At 39.9% G+C, this 24,320-nt stretch carries 20 protein-coding genes; 8 read left to right on the plus strand and 12 right to left on the minus strand.

What is annotated here, in order from left to right; all coding sequences use genetic code 11:
- Positions 1 to 20: 20 nt before the first annotated feature.
- The 9 genes from B3E00_RS12010 to B3E00_RS12050 all read right to left on the minus strand — a co-directional run bounded on the left by B3E00_RS12010 (position 21) and on the right by B3E00_RS12050 (position 10,136).
- Positions 21 to 539, minus strand: coding sequence for a rod shape-determining protein MreD (locus B3E00_RS12010; RefSeq protein ID WP_209578795.1), 519 nt, complete (start codon positions 537 to 539; stop codon positions 21 to 23).
- Positions 532 to 1,374 carry a rod shape-determining protein MreC gene (mreC, locus tag B3E00_RS12015; RefSeq protein ID WP_209578794.1) on the minus strand — a complete coding sequence of 281 codons (843 nt, stop codon included), beginning with the start codon at positions 1,372 to 1,374 and terminating at the stop codon, positions 532 to 534. Before mreC ends, B3E00_RS12010 begins: the two co-directional genes overlap by 8 nt.
- A gap of 92 nt (positions 1,375 to 1,466) precedes the next feature.
- On the minus strand, positions 1,467 to 2,492 hold the full coding sequence (locus tag B3E00_RS12020; protein ID WP_046671815.1) for a rod shape-determining protein: 1,026 nt from the start codon (positions 2,490 to 2,492) through the stop codon (positions 1,467 to 1,469).
- A gap of 438 nt (positions 2,493 to 2,930) precedes the next feature.
- On the minus strand, positions 2,931 to 4,241 hold the full coding sequence (locus B3E00_RS12025) for an NAD(P)/FAD-dependent oxidoreductase (protein WP_293885665.1): 1,311 nt from the start codon (positions 4,239 to 4,241) through the stop codon (positions 2,931 to 2,933).
- 250 nt (positions 4,242 to 4,491) lie between these two features.
- Positions 4,492 to 4,827, minus strand: coding sequence for a 2Fe-2S iron-sulfur cluster-binding protein (locus B3E00_RS12030; RefSeq protein ID WP_209578792.1), 336 nt, complete (start codon positions 4,825 to 4,827; stop codon positions 4,492 to 4,494).
- Positions 4,828 to 4,829: 2 nt separating this feature from the next.
- A complete protein-coding gene (locus B3E00_RS12035; protein ID WP_209578791.1) occupies positions 4,830 to 5,834 on the minus strand; it encodes an NAD(P)/FAD-dependent oxidoreductase in 1,005 nt (334 codons plus the stop codon).
- Between the two features lie 2 nt (positions 5,835 to 5,836).
- On the minus strand, positions 5,837 to 6,274 hold the full coding sequence (locus tag B3E00_RS12040) for a MarR family winged helix-turn-helix transcriptional regulator (RefSeq protein WP_209578790.1): 438 nt from the start codon (positions 6,272 to 6,274) through the stop codon (positions 5,837 to 5,839).
- 142 nt (positions 6,275 to 6,416) lie between these two features.
- Positions 6,417 to 9,398, minus strand: coding sequence for a protein translocase subunit SecDF (gene secDF, locus B3E00_RS12045; protein ID WP_293938547.1), 2,982 nt, complete (start codon positions 9,396 to 9,398; stop codon positions 6,417 to 6,419).
- Between the two features lie 264 nt (positions 9,399 to 9,662).
- On the minus strand, positions 9,663 to 10,136 hold the full coding sequence (locus tag B3E00_RS12050; RefSeq protein ID WP_209578788.1) for a hypothetical protein: 474 nt from the start codon (positions 10,134 to 10,136) through the stop codon (positions 9,663 to 9,665).
- A 223-nt stretch (positions 10,137 to 10,359) separates the two neighbouring features.
- Here B3E00_RS12050 and guaB point away from each other — a divergent pair, with 223 nt between their 5' ends.
- The 5 genes from guaB to B3E00_RS12075 all read left to right on the plus strand — a co-directional run bounded on the left by guaB (position 10,360) and on the right by B3E00_RS12075 (position 17,681).
- Complete coding sequence (guaB, locus tag B3E00_RS12055; protein WP_209578787.1) at positions 10,360 to 11,835, plus strand: IMP dehydrogenase; 1,476 nt, start codon at positions 10,360 to 10,362, stop codon at positions 11,833 to 11,835.
- Between the two features lie 143 nt (positions 11,836 to 11,978).
- Entirely contained in the window at positions 11,979 to 14,258 is a 2,280-nt protein-coding gene (locus B3E00_RS12060; RefSeq protein WP_209578786.1) for an ATP-dependent helicase, read from the plus strand.
- A gap of 53 nt (positions 14,259 to 14,311) precedes the next feature.
- Positions 14,312 to 15,130, plus strand: a complete 819-nt coding sequence (locus B3E00_RS12065; protein WP_209578785.1) for a DUF4290 domain-containing protein — start codon at positions 14,312 to 14,314, stop codon at positions 15,128 to 15,130.
- A gap of 166 nt (positions 15,131 to 15,296) precedes the next feature.
- The gene (gene murA / locus B3E00_RS12070) at positions 15,297 to 16,622 is read left to right on the plus strand and encodes a UDP-N-acetylglucosamine 1-carboxyvinyltransferase (protein WP_209578784.1); all 1,326 of its coding nucleotides are present in this window, start codon (positions 15,297 to 15,299) and stop codon (positions 16,620 to 16,622) included.
- A gap of 126 nt (positions 16,623 to 16,748) precedes the next feature.
- Complete coding sequence (locus B3E00_RS12075; protein WP_209578783.1) at positions 16,749 to 17,681, plus strand: hypothetical protein; 933 nt, start codon at positions 16,749 to 16,751, stop codon at positions 17,679 to 17,681.
- A 67-nt stretch (positions 17,682 to 17,748) separates the two neighbouring features.
- On the opposite strand, the gene B3E00_RS12080 is transcribed toward B3E00_RS12075, so the two are convergent.
- Entirely contained in the window at positions 17,749 to 18,153 is a 405-nt protein-coding gene (locus B3E00_RS12080) for a DUF5606 domain-containing protein (RefSeq protein ID WP_209578782.1), read from the minus strand.
- A 26-nt stretch (positions 18,154 to 18,179) separates the two neighbouring features.
- Positions 18,180 to 18,638, minus strand: coding sequence for a peptidylprolyl isomerase (locus tag B3E00_RS12085; RefSeq protein WP_209578781.1), 459 nt, complete (start codon positions 18,636 to 18,638; stop codon positions 18,180 to 18,182).
- A 164-nt stretch (positions 18,639 to 18,802) separates the two neighbouring features.
- Here B3E00_RS12085 and radC point away from each other — a divergent pair, with 164 nt between their 5' ends.
- The 3 genes from radC (at position 18,803) to B3E00_RS12100 (ending at position 20,896) form a co-directional block, all read left to right on the plus strand.
- Entirely contained in the window at positions 18,803 to 19,501 is a 699-nt protein-coding gene (gene radC, locus B3E00_RS12090; protein ID WP_209578780.1) for a RadC family protein, read from the plus strand.
- Positions 19,502 to 19,517: 16 nt separating this feature from the next.
- A complete protein-coding gene (locus B3E00_RS12095) occupies positions 19,518 to 20,267 on the plus strand; it encodes a class I SAM-dependent methyltransferase (protein ID WP_209578779.1) in 750 nt (249 codons plus the stop codon).
- Between the two features lie 146 nt (positions 20,268 to 20,413).
- Positions 20,414 to 20,896, plus strand: a complete 483-nt coding sequence (locus B3E00_RS12100) for a hypothetical protein (protein ID WP_209578778.1) — start codon at positions 20,414 to 20,416, stop codon at positions 20,894 to 20,896.
- Positions 20,897 to 20,997: 101 nt separating this feature from the next.
- On the opposite strand, the gene B3E00_RS12105 is transcribed toward B3E00_RS12100, so the two are convergent.
- Positions 20,998 to 24,312, minus strand: coding sequence for a DEAD/DEAH box helicase (locus B3E00_RS12105; protein WP_209578777.1), 3,315 nt, complete (start codon positions 24,310 to 24,312; stop codon positions 20,998 to 21,000).
- Between the last annotated feature and the right edge of the window lie 8 nt (positions 24,313 to 24,320).

The following is a 24,320-nucleotide window of genomic DNA, read 5'->3' on the forward strand; positions in this document are numbered from 1 at the left end:
AATTTCTATCCATCGATCTACTATAACCGATCTTTCTTTTTGTAGAATAATATGCTAAATAATAGCATGATAATTACTGTAAATATACAACTTAAAACGATACTCAATAAGGTGTATTGGATGTGTTGGAAGGAAAAAGATTCCAATAAATACAAAAATGTATGATGAATCAATGTTCCGAAGAAGATATAAGAAAAGAACCAACGGATATTCATGAATCCCAACATTGGGGTGAAAAAAGATTCGCGTTCTTCCACTTCGAGTGTAATTTTCATGAAGAAAATGCGGAAAGCAGCTAATGCAACACAGGCCGCAGTATTGACACCTAAAGTATCATAAAAAGAATCTACGGTGAGTCCAGTTAGAAATGCGATCAAATAAACCAGAAAATTAGGCGTTCCCGTTGGAAGCAAAAAAACAAACAAAATGTAAGGAAATGCCGCGACCAGATTGTAGTAACCGATGTTTTGAAATAGGAAAACTTGCATGCCTATCAACACGATAAATCGAATAATATTAAATATTAAAATCCTAGCCATTGTCCTTTGTCGATTCTTCTAGTGTTTTTAATTCGTTATTTAACAGGTCTTTTACAACATACACATGCTGTAAGTTGGAGAAGTTGGTACTTAACAGTATTCTAAGATCTAAAAAAGCATCTCCGGAGGAGATACCCGTCTGAATGACAGTTCCAACAAAAATCCCTTTTGGAAAATGGCCCGAATATCCTGAGGTATATACTTTGTCCCCCTTGTTGACTTTAATGTGATTTGGGATTTCCTTGACCATTGCCGCGCGATAGTCCATGCTATTGCCCCACACCAACGAACCAAATACTTCAGTATGACCGAGCGTAACCGATATTCTCGTGTCAGGATGCAACAATGATTGAACCGTCGAGAAATGGGGTGAGACATTTAAGACAATACCTACTACACCATTGGGGGCGATCACACCCATTCCGCGCTCGATACCATCCTTACTCCCTTTATCAAGTGTAATTGTATTTGCTTTTTGGTGAATGCTGTTGTTGATGACATTCGCAATAATAAATTCATAACGCCCAAATTCGCTGCTATCAATAGCTGGTACAGGACCAATGTTGATGCTGTCAGTTGACCGATAGGCCTGTAAGTCCTTTCTCAATTGCGCATTTTCTCTTGCGAGCGCATCGTTAGTTTCATCGAGGTGAAGATAGCTTTTCCAGGAATTGACTTTTGCATAAAGGCCTCCGATGATACTATTCGAAGAATTTAAGACCGAATTACGTTGGAAAGAATTATTGGTGATGACCAAAAATAAAGAGAATCCAAAAAAGAGGATAAACCAAAAGAATGCATTATATCGTCTTAGGAATAACCAAAGGTTTCTCATTTTTTAATGTGGGTATTTAATAAGCAAGCGATATAATAGTTTTGCATATTATATCGCTCTTTAATAAAATATTGTTATTAATTATCGAACGGTTAGGATTGCATCAAAAATTTAAATCGTCCGATATTTTTAAGTGCAATACCAGTTCCTCTTACGACAGCGCGTAATGGGTCTTCAGCAATGTGCACTGGAAGTTTAGTCTTAGCTTGTATACGACGGTCCAGACCGCGTAATAACGCACCACCGCCAGTCAGGTAAATACCTGTTTGATAAATATCTGCTGATAATTCTGGGGGAGTAATTTCTAAAGCTTTTAAGATCGCCTCTTCAATTTTTGAGATGGATTTATCCAGACAATGGGCTATTTCGGTATAAGAAACAGTGATTTGTTTAGGAACACCAGTCATCAAATCACGCCCTTGAACAGCAAAATCTGCGGGTGGTTCCTGCAATTCCGGAAGAGCAGCACCCACTTCAATTTTTATTTTTTCAGCCGTACGTTCACCAATCATGATGTTGTGTTGTCGTCTGATGTATTGAACGATATCGGAGTCAAAGTTATCACCCGCAACGCGAATAGACTGGTCACATACGATACCCGACAAAGCAATGACTGCTATTTCGGTAGTACCACCACCGATATCAATAATCATATTACCCATCGGTTCTTCCACATCAATCCCTATACCTACAGCAGCGGCCATGGGCTCGTGAATCAAATAGACTTCCTTAGCACCAGCAATTTCAGCGGAGTCGCGTACCGCTCTTTTTTCCACCTCTGTAATACCAGAAGGAATACAAACAACCATACGAAGCGAAGGGAAAAACCAGCTCTTGCCATTGTTTACTAATTTTACCATTCCTCTGATCAAATGCTCAGCAGCCGTAAAATCAGCAATTACTCCATCACGTAAAGGACGTACTGTCTTTATATTGTCGTGTGTCTTACCCTCCATTTGCATGGCTTGGCGGCCAATGGCGATCACTTTATTTGTGGTGCGGTCAAATGCAACAATAGAAGGTTCATCAACTACTACTTTGTCATTATGAATTATTAGGGTATTTGCAGTACCCAAGTCAATCGCAACTTCTTGCGTAAACCAATTAAATAAGCCCATCTGCTAATCCTTAAGCTATTTTAGAATAATATGCAAACCTACCAAAAAAAATTAATCTTTTTGAGGTTATACATCAAAAAAAGATATTATGAAAGTAAATTCTATCTGGAAAAAACTGTCTTTAAATTTAACGAATATAATCTGTAAATGTTACGTGCTAGGCGAAGTTATTTTAAATTGGATGACCCTGTAGACAAGGATGAAACATTTGTTTTTGAAATCAATGACAGTCGAAACAAAGAATCCAATAAATAGAGGTTGGAGTTGACAAGTCAGTGGAACGCTAATGTTGTGATGTGGATTAGATATTCAGCGAGTACAACCTTATCTCCAGTGATAAGCAGATAAGAGGGGGATAAAAAAGACAGCGCCATGATCTTGCTATCATGGCGCTGTCGGGGTAATGATTAATTTCAGGTTGAAAATACTATCAAAAGACTAGTGCACTGTTTCTGCCTGATTTTTTTCCGGAACTGGTTCATCATACTTGTGGAATATTAAACGTACACCACTGTTTTTTGTGAAAAATTTAATTGACCAGTTTACAAAAGTGATTAGTTTATTTCTGAATCCATAAATGGACATCAAGTGGACAAACATCCACGTCATCCAGCCAAAGAATCCATTAAAATGAATTTTTCCCATATCAACTACCGCTTTATTACGGCCTATAGTAGCCATTGAGCCTTTGTCAAAATAATTGAATTTCTCAGTTGGTTGATTGGAAATCGTTTGGAGGAGGTGTTTAGCGACATATGCTCCCTGTTGTTGAGCTACCGGTGCAACACCAGGTAAGCCACGAGGAAGATCATCTGTAATAAACGCCGAAACATCACCAATGGCATAAACACCTGGCATATCGATAACGCGACATTGATCGTCAGTCTGTATACGGTTACCACGCTGGATAATTTCTTTCTTGAAGCCATCAGGATATTGGCCAGCTACGCCGGCACCCCAGATCACAGTTTTTGTTTCAATGCTTCTGCCGTCGGCGAAAGTAATCGAATTACCATCATATCCTGTTACCTGAACATTCAATAACACTTCTACACCTAGATCTTTCAGGTATCTTTCCGAATCTTTGGAAGATTTTTCAGACAGATTGGCCAATACTTTTGGAAGTCCTTCGACTAAGTAAACCGACATCTCAGATTTTTTTAATTCTGGATAGTCTTTTTCAAGAACGTTGTTTTTGATTTCTGCGATTGCACCCGAAAGTTCTACACCTGTCGGACCACCTCCAACAATAACAAAGTTCAGATTGGCTTTACGATCAGCCGGGTTTTCTATCCGTACCGCCTCTTCCAGGTTCTGTAAAACATAGCTACGAATGTTTAATGCTTCTTGTATGTTTTTCATTGGCAAAGCATATTTCGTGATTTGTTGATTGCCGAAGAAGTTCGTTGTGGCACCTGTAGCAACAATCAAATAATCATAGTCAAAATCACCAACGTCTGTTCTTACAATTTTGGCCTCATTATCTACACTCTTTACGTCAGCAAGTCTAAAGCGGAAGTTGTCTTGGCCTTTGAACATTTTGCGGACAGGGAAAGAAATAGAATCCGCCGAAAGAGTACCCGTGGCTACCTGATACATCAAAGGTTGAAAAGTATGAAAGTTATTTCTGTCCAGCAACAGAACTTCAACTTCCTTATTTTTAAGCTTTTTAGCAACTTCAATTCCTCCAAATCCAGCACCAATAATGATTACTCTTGGGAATTTTCTATTTGAACTATTGCTTGGCATATTTTTAATAGTTTGTTGTAAAAATTCGGTACAATCGAATTAAGCTGCAAATATCTTAAATTTTGCTTCAAAAAACTAAAAAATATTTATTTATTGCGCCGATATGTTGTGAAATTTATTGTGAAAAGGCTAAATCTTTCAATCATATGTTTTGTAGGTGTTTGATTTTTAGTCTTTTATGTCGACCTGTTACTGTCTAAAAAAAAAGATGTTGGTCGTGATCTCATGGTGTATAAAATACACCATGAGATCACGACTGCAATGCACCTTTTATCTTGATTTTCATACCGTTGTTGCAATTCTGTAGATAAAGCTGACAGGCGAGCCGACTTTGATCATCAGCATCGGGGAGCGTGTCTAACATATCGAGCTCCTGATCGCTCGCTGGAGCAAGCGATTCTAGACCTTCAATAACCTCAACATGGCAGGTAGCACATAAAGCCATCCCACCGCAGGTTGCCAATATTTCATATTCTGATGCTCTTAAAATTTCCATCAGTGAAAGGTTGATGTCTGTGGGTATCTCCAGTATATTTTCGCTCCCGTCGCGGTCAACAACACCAATTTTAATTAAATTATCTTCCATAACTAAAATGTATTTATTCCGTTTACTGTTGTGTATTTGAATGTAAGTTTCTGGTCTGGATAGACAAATTTAAAAGCGCTTTGACACATCAGGGCTGCCTCATGGTATCCACAAAGAATGAGTTTCAGCTTGCCGGGATACGTATTGATGTCTCCGATTGCGTAAACACGCTCTACGTTGGTGGAGTAATCAAAAGTATTGACCTCAATGGCATTTTTATCAATTTGCAATCCCCAATCAGCAATTGGACCAAGTTTAGGTGTCAGGCCAAATAAAGGGATAAAATAGTCTGCCTCTATAGCGATAACTTCTTTGTTTTTACTTGCTGTTTCAACATGTGATAAACTGCCATTGCCGTGAATATTGGTCAGACTGTGGGAAAGCAATAAATTGATTTTCCCCTGTTGGGCCAATTTGAATACTTTCTCTGCCGAATCGGGGGCACCTCGGAAGGAATCGCTCCGATGTATTAAAGTTACCTGCTGCGCAATATCCGCGAGGTGAAAGGTCCAGTCTAGAGCTGAGTCGCCTCCACCCGCAATAACAATGTTTTTATCCCGGTACTTGGCGGGATCTTTTACCATATAGTCTACCCCTTTTCCTTCAAAGAGATGAAGATTCGGAATCTCCGGTTTGCGCGGCTCAAAACAGCCCAAGCCTCCGGCGATAACAATAACCTGTGTGTGAACAGTTGTATGTTCATTAGTTGTCACGATAAAAGAGCCATCGTCCTGTCTGGATATTTGTTCTACACGCTCACCTAAGGTGAAAGTAGGGTCGAAAGGTTTAATTTGTTCAAGCTGCTTATCGATCAGCTCCTGTGCGGTTATACTTGGATAACCAGGTATATCATAGATAGGTTTGTGCGGGTAAATCTCCGAAAGCTGTCCGCCTACCTGAGGTAACACATCAATCAAATGGCAGCGCATTTTTAAAAGCCCAGCTTCGAAAACAGCGAATAGGCCAACAGGTCCTGCTCCAATGATACAGATATCCGTATTTATCATAGCTATTCTATATTTAAGTTGTTATATATTGTGTTCAAAATCCTTGTAAAAGCGTCAAAATCTTCCGCTGTCAAATTTTTCCAGGCCTTCATACGAATCTCCGCAACAATTGGTGAAAGCGATGCTACTTTTAATTTTCCTTCTTCCGTCAAGTGCAAATAAAGGCTCCGACGGTCTGTTTCGTCAATGACCCGTTCAGCCAGATTTTTTTTAAGAAGGATATCAACGATCCGTGTCAATGTGGGTTGGTCTTTTCCGCAGCGTTTCGCCAATTCTTTTTGCGAAAGCTGATCTGTTTCATACAAAGCCTTTAAAATGGTCCACTGATCCACAGTGATATCAAATCCTTTCTCCGCAAAAGAGGATTGGGCAAATTGCTTTACTTTCTTGGCCGTTTGGTCGAGAATAAAAGAATAGCGGTCGAATTTTTCGTTTAGCATACAAATATTTAGCACAACAAATATATTTAAAATATTTAGTGTGACAAGTAATTTGAATGCAATAAAAAATGCCCCCAGAAAGTAGCTAACTTTTTGGGGGCACTCCAATACTCAATGCGTTTTTTTGCTGCAAAGAGCTTTATTATGGTCTTACGACCTCAGCTTTTTTAGCCGTATTACCTTCAGCCAAATGTTTTCCTTTACGCAAGTCATATACCGAAGGTGCCGCTAAAATAATCGATGAGTATGTACCTACGATTACACCGATTAAGATTGCGAATGAGAATCCACGGATAACTTCACCACCGAAAATAAACAGGACTGCAAGAACAAATACAATCGTTAATGAGGTAATGATCGTTCTACTTAATGTCGAGTTGATCGCATGGTTGACGACATCGCCGAGATCTTCATTATGTGCATTTGGTTTTGATACGAATTCACGTAAACGGTCAAATACAACCACTGTATCATTCACCGAGTACGCAATGACGGTTAATATCGCTGCCACAAAGTGTTGGTCAATATCAAGCGAGAATGGTACGATACCATCCAAGAGAGAGAATAAGCCCAATAAAATAATCGCATCGTGGATTGTTGCAATAGCTGCTCCAACTGAATATTCCCATTTGTGGAAACGAATCAAAATGTAAGCTGCAACAATGATGATAGAGAAAATTGCCGAACTCGTCGCTCTCGACTTGATATCAGTAGCAATACTTGGCCCAACTTTTTGAGACGAAAGGATCTCATGTTTATTGGAAGCGTCTACTTTTGATAGACCTTGGTTTAATTTATCCAATACTTCTTTATCAGCAGTGTCCGACGTTTCCTCGATATGGTAAGTTGTTGTGATACGTAACTGGTTCGCTGCACCAAAAACTTTTACTTCTGTTGTTTTCTTGAAGATATCATCCAAGTTCGTACGTACAGCTTCCAAGTCTACAGGCTTATCAAAACGAACAGTATAGGTACGTCCACCTTGGAAATCTACTCCTAAACTAAATCCTTTTGTGAAAATGGATGCAGCAGAAATTAACACGGCAACGATTGAAATCGCATAAAAGATTTTACGTTTCTGAACGAATTTAAAGTTTGCATTATGCAAGGTATTTGCAGACCAAGGGAAAGAGACTTTGATTTTGAAATCTTTCGCCAACATCCATTCAAAGATAACACGAGTAACAAGGATCGCAGTAAACAATGAAGTAATGATACCCACCATTAATGTTGTCGCGAAACCTAAGATCGGGCCACTACCAAATAAGAATAAGATAATACCGATCAAAAACGTTGTGATCTGCGAATCCAAGATGGAAGGTAAAGCGTGTTTGTAACCATCTGCAACAGCCTGACGGATCGATTTTCCTAAGCCCAGTTCTTCACGGATACGTTCATAAATCAAGACGTTCGCATCGACCGCAGTACCCATTGTTAATACGATACCCGCGATACCCGGTAAGGTGAGTACAGCATTTAAGGATGCCAATACCCCCATAATGATAAATACGTTTAACAATACCGCAATGTTTGCCACGATACCTGCAGTATTGTAGTAAGCGATCATAAAGATCATTACTACGATAATACCGATAACAGCAGAGTTAACACCCGCATCAATGGCAGCCTGACCCAAAGTAGGTCCCACAATAGCTTCTTCAACAATTTTAGCAGTCGTTGGAAGACGACCTGCCTTCAATACGTTTGCTAAATCTTTGGTGTCTTCTACCGTAAAGGATCCAGAGATTGATGAACTACCATTTGGGATTTCACCGTTTACAGAAGGAGCAGAATAAACCACATTATCAAGAACGATCGCAATTGCATCTCTGTTTTGAGCCGCTTTTGCAGTAATTTTCTTCCATTCACGTGCACCTTCGCTGTTCATTTGCATACCAACCACAGGTTGATTTTTCTCATCAAAGTTTGCTGTTGCATCCGTAATGACATCTCCTGTCAATACAGCACCATTATCTTGTCCAGCCCCTTTAATTGCATATAATGATAGTTGCTCAGGTGTCTTTTGTTCAGGTTTAACAGCCCATAAAAGTTTTAAGTTTCCCGGGAGAATTGATTTTACCTCCGGACGTTGCAAGTATGCATTTACTTTTGCTGTATCTTTTAATGAAGCAATACCCACCATTGAACCTGGCATTAGTGCCATCTGTTGGTTTTCACCCATATAAACTGCTGGGCGCAACACTTCAAACAGTGGATTTTTCTGACCAAGATTTACAGCAGCACTGTCTTTTATCGCATCTTTTTTACCACCGGTTAGGTTGGACAACAAATCATCTGATTTTTTGCTTGTGTCTGCTACGGAAGTACCTGTTGTAGCAGGGGCTGCTTTTAACGTAGAAGCTAAAGTTTTGTCGATATTTTCCAGTAATGGATAAACTTCTTGATTGGTATAGGTCTCGTAAAACTCCAGTTTAGCGGAGCCTTGAAGCAGGTTACGCACACGGCTTTCGTCTTTGACACCAGGTAATTCGATTAAAATACGGTTTGTACCTTGTTGAATTTGAATGTTTGGAGATGCAACACCAAACTTATCAATACGTGTACGAAGTACTTTGTAGGAATTTTGGATGGCGTTGTCCGCTTCTTTTTGAAGGAATGATTCAACTTTTGAGTCTGAATCCCCAGGTTTAATTAGTGCAGCATTATCTTTTGTTGAAAAGAAGGTTGAAAGTGGAGTTGTAGCACCGATGGATTTGTATTCTTCCATAAATAGCGCAACGACTGTTTTAGCACTCGTTTTGCTTCTTGCTACAGCCTGTTCCAACGCTTTGTTGAATTTCTCATCTTTTGGATTGTTTGCCAAATTGCGGATCAATTCGTCCAACGAGATTTCCATGGTTACGTTCATACCACCTTTCAAATCCAATCCCAAAGCGAGTTCATTTGCTTTGGCTTCCCGATAGGTGTATTTTGCAAACCCTAAATTGTACACTACTTCACCTGCCATTGAGTCTAGATAGCTCTTCTCTTTCGCCAAGTCTCCCTTGGCAAAATTCTCAGCATCGCGCTCCACATTGCGGGTCACCCAAGTAAATGATAGGGAGTATAGACACGCTAATGACACCACTATCACTAAAAGTTTAATCAGCCCTTTACCTTGCATCGTCTGTTATTAATTGTATTAATTATAATGTTAAATACTGTTTATGTAATTGATAATTAGTTCTTGTTTAATCACATTTTACCAAGAATGGCAAAGGTATAAAATTTTTGTAGAATGAAAAGTTTTATTTATGCCAATTAGGTCAACGGCATAAAAATAGGAGAATTGAATAAAAAAAGAAATACTTATGCATTTTATTTCATAAAAAAAGGTCCTCCTCATGATGAGAAGAACCTTTTTTTTAAGCTATTTGAGCTGCTTCTATTATCTCAACGTATATTTGATACCAAATGAAAATGTTGAAGCGTCAAAATCAGAACCATGGTTTAAAGTCCAATTTGGTTTCCAGTCAGCGTGAAGACCGATAGGAGCCGATGGAATTTTAAATTCAAGACCCAATTGCGGTCTCAATCCCACATAAGTAATGTTGTCGCCAACGTCTACAAACGTTAATTGTGCACCAACACCTGCGTACCAACCTAAACCTGGAGCGCCACGGAAAGGTCTTGCATGTTGCCAATCAGCACCAACTGCTACCACATGGTCATCAAACATTACCTGCGCTTGACCATTGTTTGCGCCACCCATTGACTGTTTGTATTGAACCCCCCAAAGGTCACCGATCGATCCGTCGAAAACCACACCGATTGCAGCGCGTTGAGGAGATTGAGCTTTTACTTCTTGTGTGCCAAATGCTAATGCTGCGACAGCAGCTAATGAAAGTAGTGTCTTTTTCATAATTATCTTATCTTTATATTTTCATTAATTAAAATAACTTTTCGTGTTACCGAAAGCAAATAGCTTGCCAAAAAATAATCGCGTCTGAAATAAAGGAAATGGAATGTTTAATTCATAATGGTTCTAATTTGTCTTTCGATTGTAATTTCTATATTTTATTTTTTAATATTACTTATTTTTCTTAAATTTGCCTGGCAAATAGAAAACCCAATACATATTTGCCATGCAATTAGATCCACAAAAATTCGTAGCAGAAGGTCTCACTTACGATGACGTCTTATTAATTCCAGCTTATTCTGAAATTTTACCCCGTGACGTTGATACGAGTACTTCGCTAACAAAAAAAATCAAATTAAATATCCCATTGGTTTCTGCAGCAATGGATACGGTAACTGGTGCTGATTTAGCCATAGCGATTGCACAAGCTGGCGGTATTGGTATGTTGCACAAAAACATGACTATTGCAGAACAGGCTGCTGAAGTACGCAAAGTTAAGCGCTCCGAGAGCGGGATGATTCAGGATCCTGTTACTTTATTGGCAACAGCAACAGTGGGAGACGCCTTTAATATCATGAAGGAGCACAAGATCGGTGGCATTCCCGTTGTGAATGAAAATGGGCAGTTAGTCGGTATTGTAACCAATCGTGACCTTCGTTTTCAAAAAGATATGCTTCGACCAATCAATGAATTGATGACGAAAGAAAATCTTGTCGTGGCACCCGAAGGAACAGATTTGGTGAAAGCTGAGGAGATTCTTCAAAACGAAAAGATCGAAAAACTTCCAGTAGTCAATAGGGAAGGAATTTTGAAAGGTTTGATCACATTTAAAGATATTCAAAAATATAAGCATTATCCAAATGCCGCTAAAGATAGCCATGGACGTTTATTGGTGGGCGCTGCAGTAGGCGTTACGCCAGATACAATGGACCGCGTTGAAGCGTTGGTGAAGGCGGGAGTAGATGTAGTCACCATTGACACGGCACATGGGCATTCAAAAGGGGTGATCGATAAACTGAAATTAGTAAAAGCCCAATTTCCTGAACTTCAGGTCATCGTTGGAAATATTGCTACAGGTGCGGCTGCAACCGCTTTGGCTGAAGCAGGTGCAGACGCGGTAAAAGTTGGTATCGGACCCGGATCAATCTGTACAACACGTATTATTGCAGGTGTCGGTGTTCCTCAGCTTTATGCGATATATGAAGTAGCGAAAGCACTGAAAGGAACTGGCGTACCATTGATTGCAGATGGTGGTATCAAACAGACAGGCGATATTGCAAAAGCAATTGCCGCTGGGGCAAGCACGATTATGGCCGGCTCATTATTCGCAGGAGTGGAAGAAGCCCCAGGTGAAACCATTATCTACGAAGGACGTAAGTTTAAGTCTTACCGCGGTATGGGTTCAATTGAAGCGATGGAAAAAGGGTCTAAAGACCGTTATTTCCAAGACGTGGAAGATGATATTAAAAAACTGGTTCCTGAAGGTATTGTTGGTCGTGTTCCTTATAAAGGTACACTGGCTGAAGTCGTTTATCAATATGTCGGTGGACTGCGCGCTTCCATGGGTTACTGTGGTGCTGCCACAATTGAGAAGTTGCAGGAAGCTCAGTTTGTCCGTATTACAGGAGCAGGCTTGAGAGAGTCTCACCCACATAATATTTCCATTACGAAGGAAGCACCAAATTATAATAGCAGAGGCTAAATACTGCTTATTTGATATAAAAGCCGATAATCTTTATTATCGGTTTTTTTTGTGTAAAAATATTAGCAGGATAGCCCGAGGGATCGACAGGAAATTTGTACTTTTATACCCTATTCTCAGGTTTTAAAATTTAAGGAGTTAATTTGGATTATTTAGCGGGTTTAAACCCTTCACAACGAGGAGCCGTAGAGCAAACAGAAGGTCCTGTGATGATTGTTGCAGGAGCTGGTTCAGGAAAAACACGGGTGATTACCTATCGTGTAGCACACTTGATTCGAAAAGGTGTTGATCCATTCAATATCTTGGTGTTGACATTTACCAACAAGGCAGCCAAAGAGATGCGCGCGCGTATCGTTTCTGTCGTTGGGAGCGAAGCGAAAAATATTTGGATGGGAACATTCCACTCCGTATTTGCAAAAATACTCCGGGTAGAAGCTGAATTGATCGGGTATCCCAGAAACTTTACAATCTACGATACCGACGATACCAAAAGCTTGTTGCGTGCCATCCTAAAAGAAATGAATCTCGATGATAAGCTGTATAATGTCAATCATGTATACGGTCGTATCTCGCAGGCAAAAAACAACCTGATATCACCGCAGGAATATAATAAGAATGAAGCCATCTTGGCCGAAGATATTTCAAATGGTCGTGGGCAATTGGGACAAATTTATATGACCTATGCCCAACGCTGCTACCGTGCAGGTGCCATGGATTTTGACGATTTGCTGTTCAAGACAAATGTCTTGCTCAATAAGCATCCAGAGGTACTGCATAAATATCAGCACCAGTTTCGTTATCTGATGGTCGACGAGTATCAGGATACGAACTTTTCACAATACCTCATTGTCAAGCGTCTGGCAGCAGTAAATGAAAATATCTGTGTCGTAGGGGATGATGCGCAGTCCATCTACGCATTCCGTGGCGCAAATATTCAGAACATCCTGAATTTCCAAAAGGATTATCCAGATGTAAAGATCTTTAAACTGGAACAGAATTATCGATCCACTAAAATGATCGTAAATGCGGCTAACTCGGTGATCGCCAACAATCAGAATCAATTGGAGAAAAATGTCTTTTCTGATAACGAAGAAGGCGAGAAAATCAAGGTTTCACGTGCGTTCTCTGACAATGAGGAAGGTAAAATCGTAGCCGATCTGATCATTGAAGAGAAATCGATAAAGGGTCTTAATTATAAAGATTTTGCTATTCTTTACCGTACCAATGCCCAATCCAGGGCAATGGAGGAGGCCTTACGCAAAATTAATATTCCCTATAAAATATATGGCGGTACCTCGTTCTATCAACGGAAAGAAATTAAAGATCTGATCGCCTATTTCAGGCTCACCTTTAATCCAAACGACGAGGAAGCATTAAAGCGCGTTATCAATTATCCGCGTCGCGGGATCGGAGATACGACAATCGAGAAGATTATGATCGCAGCAGATCAGAATCAATACCGAATCTGGGATGTTGTTGCCAATGCGGCTCAGTTTCTTGATGGACGTAGTGCAACCTCTGTTGGTGGTTTTGCACAGATGATACAGAGTTTTCAGGCTTTGGCTAAGAACAATAGCGCTTTTGATACGGCCATGCACATTGCTCAGCACTGTGGTATTCTAAAGGAATTGTATGAAGATAAGTCCGTAGAAGGATTGGCGCGCTACGAAAATATCCAGGAACTCCTCAATGGTATTAAGGAATTTTCGGAGCGAGAGGATATTGAAGAGCGCGGACTGGACGTTTATATGCAGGATATCGCTTTGTTGACCAACGACGATAACGATAAAGATCCAAACGCTGATACCGTGTCTTTAATGACCATCCACTCTTCTAAAGGGCTGGAGTTTCCGATTGTCTTTATTGTTGGTTTGGAGGAAAACTTATTTCCGTCGCAGTTATCTTTGAATTCCAGGTCGGAATTGGAGGAAGAACGAAGACTTTTTTATGTCGCTGTTACGAGAGCTGAAAAAAAATTACTACTTTCGTATGCTACTTCGCGATATCGTTGGGGAACGCTCAATAATTGCGAACCCAGTCGCTTCTTGGATGAATTGAATCCGGCATGTCTTGCATTGGATTTTAAACCACGACAAACTTCTGCCTCAGCCGGAAGTTTTCAAGGCGAACGAATTGCATGGCAACAAAAGGACAGTGATGACACATTTTCTAAACCTAAGCCTAAGCCGATGGTGAAGACGACGTCAATACTGCCAAAAGCCCACAAACCTACTGCGGGTTTTGCTCCTTCAGATACATCAAACCTTCAAGTCGGCATGGAAGTTGAACATGAACGCTTCGGATTTGGGAAAGTTGTTAATCTCGAAGGAAACAAAGGAGATATAAAAGCAACTATTTTCTTTAAAGAGTTGGGACAGAAACAATTGTTGCTTAAATTTGCAAAACTTAGAATAATTCAATAATAAAATACCAAAACGACATCTTGATCGTTTACTTAGGTACTTATATTAGCTATATGAACTTTGACTACAACAGCACTAGACCAAAATTGATCCTTGCAGAATATGGTCGCAATGTGCAAAATATGGTAGATTACATCTGTACTTTACCCACAAAGGAAGAAAGAAATAAACACGCACAAATTGTAATCGATATGATGGGGGTATTAAATCCACATCTGAGAGATGTGTCTGATTTTAAACATAAGCTGTGGGACCACCTACAGATTATTTCTGATTTTAAATTGGATATCGACTCGCCTTATCCAATTGCTACTGCCAAAAGCGTGAAACACGAAGTGGAGCACCTCGGCTATCCACAGCATTCCATCCGATTCAAACATTACGGTTTTACGGTAGAGAAAATGATTGAAAAGGCACTGTTGGCCAATGACGAAGCCAAAAGGGAGCAGATGGTTATCGGTATTGCCAATTTTATGAAAATGGCTTACCTGACCTGGAATAAAGATTCTGTTTCGGATGAATTGATCATTCAGGATCTCAAAGAGCTGTCGGGTTACCAATTGACCTTACCAGAAGGTACTGTTTTGACGAAACTTGACTTTAAAACGCCGCCTCCGGGAAATCGTGTTAAAGGTCCGGCCAATAGTAACTCGGGCGGAAATAACAACAACAACAATAACAATAATTCCGGCCATCAGTCGAAAGGTGGTGGTAAGCCTCGTATGGCAAACAACAATAACAATAATACCAAGCGCAACAACTACGGAAGCAACAGTAATAGCTACGGAAGTAACAATAACAATAGTTACGGAAGTAATAATAATAACAGAAACAGAAAGCCACAGGGTAACTATAATAACAAACGAGGCTAGTTCTTAAAGATTGTTCAAAGAAGCAGGCAATTGCGAAGTGATTAATAGATTTCTTTACAATTGCCTGCTTTTTTTAAAAAACGCGCTGTTTTGGAACAATAAACCAAATACCCAAGGGAAATACAAGCGGAGAGTATGTATTAAGAAGATATCACTTATAGAATAAATGAACGCATTTGAAATAATCGGTGGAAAACCGTTAAAGGGAGAGATTATTCCTCAAGGAGCAAAAAATGAGGCCTTACAGATTCTTTCTGCAGTTTTACTGACAGAAGAACCCATGACCATCAGTAATATTCCAGATATTAAAGATGTCAATAAGTTGATTGATCTGTTAGGAGCGTTAGGTGTTAAAATCAATCGCATTGATAAGGATACCTATGTTTTTGAAGCGAAAGATATAAATATAGACTATTTTCAATCGCCCGAATTTAAAGAAAAAGGAGGGGGGTTGCGGGGCTCTATCATGATTGTTGGCCCTTTGTTGGCTCGATTCGGCAAGGCAGCTATCCCAAAACCGGGTGGTGATAAAATTGGCCGTAGACGATTGGATACACATTTTTTGGGCTTTGAAAAATTGGGGGCTAAATTCATTTACGATCCTACCAATCATTTTTTTAATGTTGATGCAACAGCGCTAAAAGGCAGCTATATCCTATTGGACGAGGCTTCAGTGACCGGTACTGCCAACATTGTAATGGCTGCTGTATTGGCCAAAGGCACAACAACGATATACAATGCAGCTTGTGAGCCTTATTTACAGCAATTATGTAAGATGCTAAACCGCATGGGAGCAAAAATATCCGGTATTGGATCTAATTTGTTGACCATAGAAGGTGTAGAACGTCTTGGCGGTACTTCACACCGTATGTTGCCCGATATGATTGAAATAGGTTCCTTCATCGGATTGGCAGCAATGACAGGTTCGGAAATTACAATTAAGGACGTCTGTTTTGAAGAACTTGGTGTTATCCCATCTGTATTTTCGCGCTTGGGTATCAAGTTTGAATTACGTGGTGACGATATTTTTATTCCTGCACAAGACTCCTATGAGATTGATACATTTATAGATGGATCTATTCTGACGATTTCGGATGCACCCTGGCCAGGTTTTACGCCAGATTTATTGAGTATAGTGCTCGTGGTAGCAACGCAGGCAAAAGGAAATGTATTGATCCACCAAAAAATGTTCGAGAGCCGTTTGTTCTTCGTGGACAAATTGATTGATATGGGGGCTCAGATTATTTTGTGTGACCCACATCGCGCCACGGTTATTGGATTGAACAAATCACATTACCTGAGAGGTATTGAAATGACTTCCCCTGATATCCGTGCCGGAGTATCCCTACTCATTGCAGCCTTATCGGCAAAAGGAAAGTCTGTGATCCACAACATCGAACAAATTGAACGCGGCTATCAAGATATCGAAGAGCGCTTACGGAAATTAGGTGCAGATATTAAACGTATCGACGCCGAACCAAAAGGACATTAAATAACCTGATGAGCCCGAGTGGCAAATCGAAGAAAAAAAGCTCCAGAAATAATATCTGGAGCTTTTTTGTGATATATGCAGCAAATAAGGTAAATTTGTACAAAATACATTTAAACAAAAATAGATATGATAAAATATCTAATAAAGTACGCCCTATCTCTCCCTTTATTTGGCCTATCACTACTTTTTTGTAATTGTCAATCTTCTACCCCCAAAGAAGTTAAATTACACGAAGAATCCAATACAACAACTGACATCCGTTCTTCAAAACGTATCAATGCTGCGGTAATCGAACAAAAAGTTACCTTTCCGAATATGCCTTTTGCTGAACTCCTCAGGTTGATGAATCTGAATAAAGAGAGCTCACCTGCCGTTCTGTGGAAAACGATATCCGCACTGCCCGAATCCCAAAAAAAGGAGGCAGATAGCTTTGATATAGGAAATCCCCTCCAACGCATGGAACTTATGCTTGTTCCCTTACGCAAGATGGAAATTAGATTTGATCAACAACAAGCAAAATCCATTGCTGAAGGTTTAACCTATCAGTTGCAAAATTATGTGAATTACAGTAAAGGTACAGGAGAAGGCTTTTTAGCAAATCGAGAAAATGAGGATATTAATATTTCCCTTAACTTTCCAGAGGGAATTTCCCATGGGTTTGCCAAAGTGCAGATACGAATAAATCCCAAAGACTATATGATCGACAAAACGGGGAAAACAAAAGTAATTGCCGGCATTACCTGCCAACAGGCCATTTACAATAAAATTGATCCGAAGGATAAAGCACTTCCTAAATTTGTCATTTGGAAAAGTCCACGGATTCCAAAAGGAATTAATAGGCTGCATCCTTATGTGTTTGATGAAAACGAAGGGATTCTCGAAATTGATGCCTATCTTAAGGATGACGAGAATTCACTACTGCGTTTTACAACAACAGCTGTCGTTGAAAAGCAATTTGGACCCAAAGAATTTGAAGTGACAAAAATGCGTACCAGGGCTGATGGCCCCAGTGATCAAAATAGCGTCGAACAAAGGGTGCTAGATGTCGTGTTTCATTAGTACGTCAAATAAAAAAACGGAGTTGATCAATAATCAACTCCGTTTTTTTATTTGATTTAGGTAAAATCTACATTAAAGGAGCAGGAGCTTCTTCTTCAAATAAAGGAAATTCTTTGATAATATTATACCAAGTAATCACCTTTTTAATATCCGATGAATAGACACGTGATTCATCATGGCCGGGAGCTACTTCACGGAAGAAATTTCTCAACGTTTCGCCATCTGATTTTGTATCCGGTAAAGCAATTCCTTTCTCTTTGATCGTTTCAAAAATATTCAATAACCGAATTTCTTCTTCTTCACCATAAATTGTGATGTCTTCCAAAGTAGCCATTTTTGTCGAAGATAAACTGACTACAGTTTTAATTTTTGCCTGATCAAGGGTTTCTAAAATAAAACCTCCTTTATTTTGTCCAACCAATTTGAACAATCCTGGTTTACCAGTTACGGATACTAATGCTCTTAAATTCATTTTAACTATATTTAAATCTCCAAGAATTAATCTTCGATAACTTCAATTGATAAGATACGGTCACCCTGTCTGATATCGTCAACAATATCCACATTCTCAGTTACCTTTCCAAAACAGGTATGGTTACGATCCAGGTGAGCAGTGTTATTGCGGCTATGGCAGATGAAAAATTGAGAACCTCCTGTATTACGGCCAGCGTGAGCCATAGATAATACACCTCTATCGTGATATTGGTTTTCGCCAGTCAGTTCACAGTCAATTTTATAACCAGGACCACCTGTTCCCGGTGTGCCTGCGGCACCTTCTCGTGAATTTGGACAACCACCCTGGATCACGAAATCAGGAATCACGCGGTGAAATGCTAATCCATCATAATATCCTGATTTAGCAAGTTTAATAAAATTGGCTACTGTATTTGGAGCATCAGCTGTGTAGAACTCCACAGTCATGTCGCCTTTTTCTGTTTTAATGATCGCTTTACTCATATTCAAAAAATTTTTATGAAGTACAAAGATAACGTTTCAGAGTGAAATGTGAAGTAAATCCCTATTGCCAATTTTTTTTAATTGATAGATTGTTTATTTCTCAGGATATTAAGTAGCTTTTTTTGTATATTTATGTACGCTAGCCTTTTATAACTTAACTGCAAATGCCAAACTCGTACAAACTAGTCATTCGGGATTGGGCTGAGGCCGATCGCCCGAGGGAGAAACTTTTGAAGCAAGGTCGTAGGGCACTTACAGATGCCGAATTATTAGCGATCTTGATTGGCTCTGGATCCAAAAATGAAAGTGCCGTAGAATTGTGTCGGCGTATATTAGCTGATGCCAATAACAGCCTGCAGACACTTTCCACAATGGATGTCGCAGAACTGAGCAGGTATAGAGGCATAGGAGAAGCAAAAGCCATTTCCATTCTTGCCGCCTTGGAGCTCGCTCGTCGCAAAAACGAACTGCCCGCCGAAGAGCGTAAACAGGTGACCAGTAGTCGCTATGTATATACCCTTATGAAACCAATATTACAAGACCTCCCGCATGAGGAATTTTGGACAATGTATTTGAATACCGCATATAAAATATTGGACAAGCAGCTCATTGGCCGTGGCGGTAATGATTTTACGCCAGTTGATGTCCGAATAATCTTACGAACGGCAATCAGCCTCAAAGCACACGCCATTATACTTATTCACAACCATCCTTCAGGTACTTTGTATCCGAGCAATGCTGACAAAATCCTGACGCAAAAAATTGTCGAAGCCTCTAAAATTATGGATATTAGAGTTGCCGATCATTTAATCTTTACCGATAACGGATATTACAGTTTTAAAGATGAGGGTATCATCGACTAGTTATAGTATGCTTAGTATGGACAAAAACAGTATTGATAGATTCACAGACAGGGTTGTCGATTATGAAAAATTTAGACCTAATTACCCCAAGGAGATTATTCAGGTGCTAAAAGAACAGATCGGGTTACATAAGAAATGGTTGGTTGCCGATATTGGCAGCGGCACCGGGCTCTCTACCCAACTCTTTCTCGAAAATGGAAATGACGTTTTTGCCGTAGAACCCAATCGTGAAATGCGTGAATCTTTGTTGCATCATTTTAAAACCTATAGGAATCTAATTGCAGTGAATGCCACCGCCGAAGACACGACCATTGAGTCCGGATGTGTTGATCTTATTTTTGCCGGACAATCGTTCCATTGGTTCGACCGGCAGGCCTGTCGAAAAGAGTTTGACCGTATTCTTACTGAAAATGGACATATGGTAATCGTCTGGAACCAGCGCGATCCCACGGATGCCTTTCAGCAAGAGTATGAACATTTTTTACGCAGTCATATCCCCAGTTATCAGCCGGTCAGCCACAAAAATATTGGTGATGACGATCTTAAACACTTTTTTGGAACCCGGGCAATGAAAAAGATAACTTTGCCAAATCAACAGATCTTAGACCTCCGATCTTTTTTGGGAAGAGTGCGTTCATCCTCCTATTTCCCAAAAGAACAAGACAAAAATAAAACGTTATATGATGATCTCCGTATTCTCTTTGATAAGTACGCAATCTCCGATCGTATCGTATTCAAGTATATAACTGAAATATATATCAGTTAACTCCGACAACAGAATCTGTAAGGCCTTTTTAATTACATGGGAACTAGAAAGTGAAATTTCCTTTAGTTAAAAATGTGTTAAACATGAGGCGCTAAGGGGGGGATGGCATTTTATTTGGACGTAATTCAACGAAAGAAAAAAGAGATATGTTAGGAGTTGAATTAATAATCTTTAGACGTTGCTTACTGTTGGTGCTGATTGTAGTAGGCGGAATCCATAGTGTAATAGCGCAACAGATGCATGCTTTTTATAACTCAGTACCTGAATTTCATGGAGTATATCGCTGGTTAGATCCATTCTTTCCTTTAAACCCACAAGTCGACAGGGGGAATCTTAATGTAATTCACGAGGATGATACTGAAAATCACGATAAAACAATAAGTGCAACCGACAAAAAGCGTTTTAAAGGTAGGGTGAGTGACCAAGTATATGAAGGTTCGGAAGTAATCAGTAGCCCCGCAAAATCAGTTGAAAATATCACCTATAGTTCCTCCAGCTCAACCACTAGGTATCGCGTCGCTATCGATCGACGTACAGACGAGCAATACCTCGGCAAACCTGTATTTGTAGATGCCAGAGGAGTAAAATATATAATCGATTCGAAGTACAGAAAACAGATCGTAGAATGATGGCTACGGCGCGTTAATAGCTAGTTCGTTGCTGTGTGATATACGATAAAGAAAGCGGATAAATTAACAAAAGCGTTTAAGATAACACATGAAAGCCAAAGTTATCGCAGCAACTCCATTAAATAGCTTTTATCCAGATAAAAGGTATCCAAGCTGCCGCCTTCATCCAGAATACTTTTGCTTATTTCCTTTTTATGCTGCTGTAAGGTCTGAATTTTATCTTCAACGGTATTCGGGCTGATTAACCGAACTGCAGTTACCGTTTTTTGCTGCCCCATGCGATAAATCCTGTCAATGGCCTGTTGTTCGACTGCAGGATTCCACCAAGGATCCACCAGATACACCACATCGGCAGCGACAAGATTGAGTCCAGTGCCCCCTGCTTTCAGGCTCACCAGAAAAACAGGTATATCCTTATTGTACTGGAAATCGCTAACCAGCTGACCTCGATTTTTGGATTTCCCTGTGAGCATCAATGAACGGATACCCCGTTTATCCAAAGCCTCTTTAATCAGGTTGAGCATCGTTACGAATTGTGAAAATACGATCATTTTATGCTGCTCTTTTTTATGCACAATCTGCTCCATAAGCATTTCAATTTTGGCAGAGTCCTCCGTGGATGTCAGCTCTTCATTTTGGAGCAGTTTGCTCGAGTTACATATCTGGCGCAATCTGGTTAAACCTTTCAATACATGCATAGGGCTTTTTCTGATTTCATCTCCATCTTTGGCCGAGATAAATTCGCGGAACTCCTTTTCATAAAGATCATAAATTCGCCGTTGAGCACTTTTCATTTCACAGTAAAGAACCAGTTCATTCTTCGCTGGAAGATCACGTAATACATCCTGCTTTGTTCGGCGCAGAATAAAAGGCTTTACTTTTTCTTTCAGCATTTCTTTTCTCTTGCGGTCGTGGAAGGCGTCTATAGGGGTGGTGTAAACATCTTTGAAGTACTTTTTACTTCCTAGTAAACCGGGCACAATAAAGGAAATCTGCGCATAGAGATCCATTGTGTTATTTTCGATAGGGGTTCCTGTCAAAATAATACGATTTCTTGATTGTAGTAAGTTTACTGTTTTATAACGCTGAGAATCTGGATTTTTTATTTGCTGCGATTCATCCAATATAACATAATTGAACTTTATTTTTTTCAGCATATTGATCGCTGTCAACAGGTTGTGATAAGAAATTAAAATCAAGTCATAGGATTCAGGCTGCCGCGCTTTTTGTAGGCTATTTGGACCATCGACAACGAGCGTTTCAAAAGACGGAAGAAATTGCTGAATTTCGTGCTGCCAGTTGAAGATTAAGGTCGTGGGAAGTACCAGTAAAGTTGCTGCAGTTTGTCCCCGTCCTTTTTGAGTAGCCAAGAAAGCTAAAATTTGGATAGTTTTGCCGAGCCCCATATCATCGGCAAGACAGCCTCCAAAGTTAAGCCCATCCAAAAAATGCAACCATTGTACTCCCTCTTGCTGATAGGGGCGTAGATTTCCAACAAAGGATGAAGGAATCTGAAGTTTGGAGAACGAAGAAAAATTAGTGAGTCGACTTCTCAGCATGCTAAGCTCTGCCACTACGGTAGGATCTATCTCAGACTGCTCAAAAAGATGGTCAATCTCATTAAATTTATATTTTGGAATTTCAATGAAATCATCCGTGATCGTTTCGGCGGCATTAAAATAAGCTTCAAATTTATCGAGCCACTCCTGCGGTAAAATTCCCTGGGTGCCATCGTCTAACGTGATAAACTGCGAACGGTTCCGTACGGCCTTTTCGAGTTTTTTAAGCGAAACGCTCTTAGGACCAAATTTAACCTGTATATGGGCATTGAACCAGTTTTGACCACTCAGTACCTCGATATGTATTTTACCTTTAAAACGACTTAATTTATTCCCCCGAAGGGCATTAAATCCAATGATCTGTATACCGTGATGCTGCCATTCATCGAAAGCATCTAAAAACCAGTCTTTATCTAGAAAATAGCGGCGATGGAGATAAAAATGCTGGAAGCTTCCATCGTGCATCTGTTCCTCAAAATACGGATGTTGCTTCAGTAAAAGCGAAATTATGTTAGTTTCTGATTCGCGCTTCCGATCGACCAAAAACTGGTTGCCCTTACTATCCGTTCCAAATATGTTTCGTTTGCTTAAAATAGGAATTTCGACCTCTCCATAACGCATTACTGGAATAAGGTTGACAAAATCGGCTGACTCTTCAAGAAATAGGATCGGTTGCATATCTTGATAATACAGAGTTTCCTTTAACTGCGGCTTGCTCGCTTTAGGAATATCCCGGAAATGCAAGTCCACCGAATGCGAGAGCGGTTCCAAAAATAAGCTGTTGAATTCTTTGAATTTCCGCTGATGAATCAACAACTGCTCACCCTTGTTGCTAAACAAACGTATCAACTTGAGGTGAAGCTTATTTTCAATCAGAAAAAGCTGATTTCTGATGAAGATGAAATGATCCAAAAGAATAACTAAATCCTGTAAACTGTAGGCTATGGCATGGATATGAATTTCTCCCTGAATAGCATAAAATGAGCCTTTTTTTGTAATAAAGAGCTTAATATCACCTTTCTTCAGACTAAGCTGAACTGCTGATAGGGAGGAGGCTGTTATATTTTCATATTGTTCATAATCATGTAGGTAAAAATCCATCCGTAGCGGGTTTTTTGCAATTGCCTTCAGGCTGGACATAATTTCCAAATCTTGTTGCACTACCTGCGAAAGCTGAAGCACAGCCGTGTAAAATTGCATTTCCTCTATTGAGCGGCTCCGCCAGACACATGTTTGGATATCACCATCAGAAATCGGGTTTTTGAGCATTCCGGATTTCGTTAATGAAGCCTGACAGAGGAGCACCTGCAGATTTTTGTAATACCGATTGCGTGTTAATACAACAAAATAATGCAGCTGTTCGATAGGAGTTTTGCTTTTCGGGGTAAGAGATTCCGCCACCAGATCGAAGTCATCAATGGATGTTAACTGTTTGTCTTTCAGTGAGAAGTCCAGTTTACCCGCTTTGATATGCGCAGAAAAATAATTTTCTAGAGCCGGTTCATCTTCCAGTCCATATTGTGCCGCAACTTTTTTCAGGAGATCTTTGTACCGATTGGCGTCAAAGAATGCCAGCCAATTTTCCTGCATGAATAATTTACTTAAAGCCGCCTTTTGATGACGACAAAATCCTGTATGGAGACAGTTGCAGAATACGGCTGTCGCCGGAGCGGTATGGATAATCATCACCTCAAAGTCGTTATAATTTTCCTGTACACGAAACGTTGCCTGATTGATCTCCATCTCCAGTGCATTCACCTTGAAATGAGAGAGTGTCAAGTCCATCCAAGGAAAATAAGAATGCCGGCTTACTTTGTTGAAATCAATATCGGTCAATACATGCTGATGAAACTCCATACGACTTG

Origin of the sequence: Sphingobacterium sp. UBA5996 (assembly GCF_002429765.1) — a bacterium.
Lineage (GTDB): Bacteria > Bacteroidota > Bacteroidia > Sphingobacteriales > Sphingobacteriaceae > Sphingobacterium.

Bases quoted from the DNA above. Each gene is read 5' to 3' on its own strand.
- B3E00_RS12035 (WP_209578791.1), bottom strand. From the start codon at position 5,834: ATGATAAATACGGATATCTGTATCATTGGAGCAGGACCTGTTGGCCTA.
- B3E00_RS12095 (WP_209578779.1), top strand. From the start codon at position 19,518: ATGGACAAAAACAGTATTGATAGATTCACAGACAGGGTTGTCGATTAT.
- B3E00_RS12030 (WP_209578792.1), bottom strand. From the start codon at position 4,827: ATGGAAGATAATTTAATTAAAATTGGTGTTGTTGACCGCGACGGGAGC.
- B3E00_RS12020 (WP_046671815.1), bottom strand. From the start codon at position 2,492: ATGGGCTTATTTAATTGGTTTACGCAAGAAGTTGCGATTGACTTGGGT.
- B3E00_RS12025 (WP_293885665.1), bottom strand. From the start codon at position 4,241: ATGCCAAGCAATAGTTCAAATAGAAAATTCCCAAGAGTAATCATTATT.
- B3E00_RS12065 (WP_209578785.1), top strand. From the start codon at position 14,312: ATGAACTTTGACTACAACAGCACTAGACCAAAATTGATCCTTGCAGAA.
- B3E00_RS12010 (WP_209578795.1), bottom strand. From the start codon at position 539: ATGGCTAGGATTTTAATATTTAATATTATTCGATTTATCGTGTTGATA.
- B3E00_RS12085 (WP_209578781.1), bottom strand. From the start codon at position 18,638: ATGAGTAAAGCGATCATTAAAACAGAAAAAGGCGACATGACTGTGGAG.
- B3E00_RS12100 (WP_209578778.1), top strand. From the start codon at position 20,414: ATGTTAGGAGTTGAATTAATAATCTTTAGACGTTGCTTACTGTTGGTG.
- guaB (WP_209578787.1), top strand. From the start codon at position 10,360: ATGCAATTAGATCCACAAAAATTCGTAGCAGAAGGTCTCACTTACGAT.
- B3E00_RS12105 (WP_209578777.1), bottom strand. From the start codon at position 24,312: ATGGAGTTTCATCAGCATGTATTGACCGATATTGATTTCAACAAAGTA.
- radC (WP_209578780.1), top strand. From the start codon at position 18,803: ATGCCAAACTCGTACAAACTAGTCATTCGGGATTGGGCTGAGGCCGAT.
- B3E00_RS12040 (WP_209578790.1), bottom strand. From the start codon at position 6,274: ATGCTAAACGAAAAATTCGACCGCTATTCTTTTATTCTCGACCAAACG.
- B3E00_RS12050 (WP_209578788.1), bottom strand. From the start codon at position 10,136: ATGAAAAAGACACTACTTTCATTAGCTGCTGTCGCAGCATTAGCATTT.
- secDF (WP_293938547.1), bottom strand. From the start codon at position 9,398: ATGCAAGGTAAAGGGCTGATTAAACTTTTAGTGATAGTGGTGTCATTA.
- mreC (WP_209578794.1), bottom strand. From the start codon at position 1,374: ATGAGAAACCTTTGGTTATTCCTAAGACGATATAATGCATTCTTTTGG.
- B3E00_RS12080 (WP_209578782.1), bottom strand. From the start codon at position 18,153: ATGAATTTAAGAGCATTAGTATCCGTAACTGGTAAACCAGGATTGTTC.
- murA (WP_209578784.1), top strand. From the start codon at position 15,297: ATGAACGCATTTGAAATAATCGGTGGAAAACCGTTAAAGGGAGAGATT.
- B3E00_RS12075 (WP_209578783.1), top strand. From the start codon at position 16,749: ATGATAAAATATCTAATAAAGTACGCCCTATCTCTCCCTTTATTTGGC.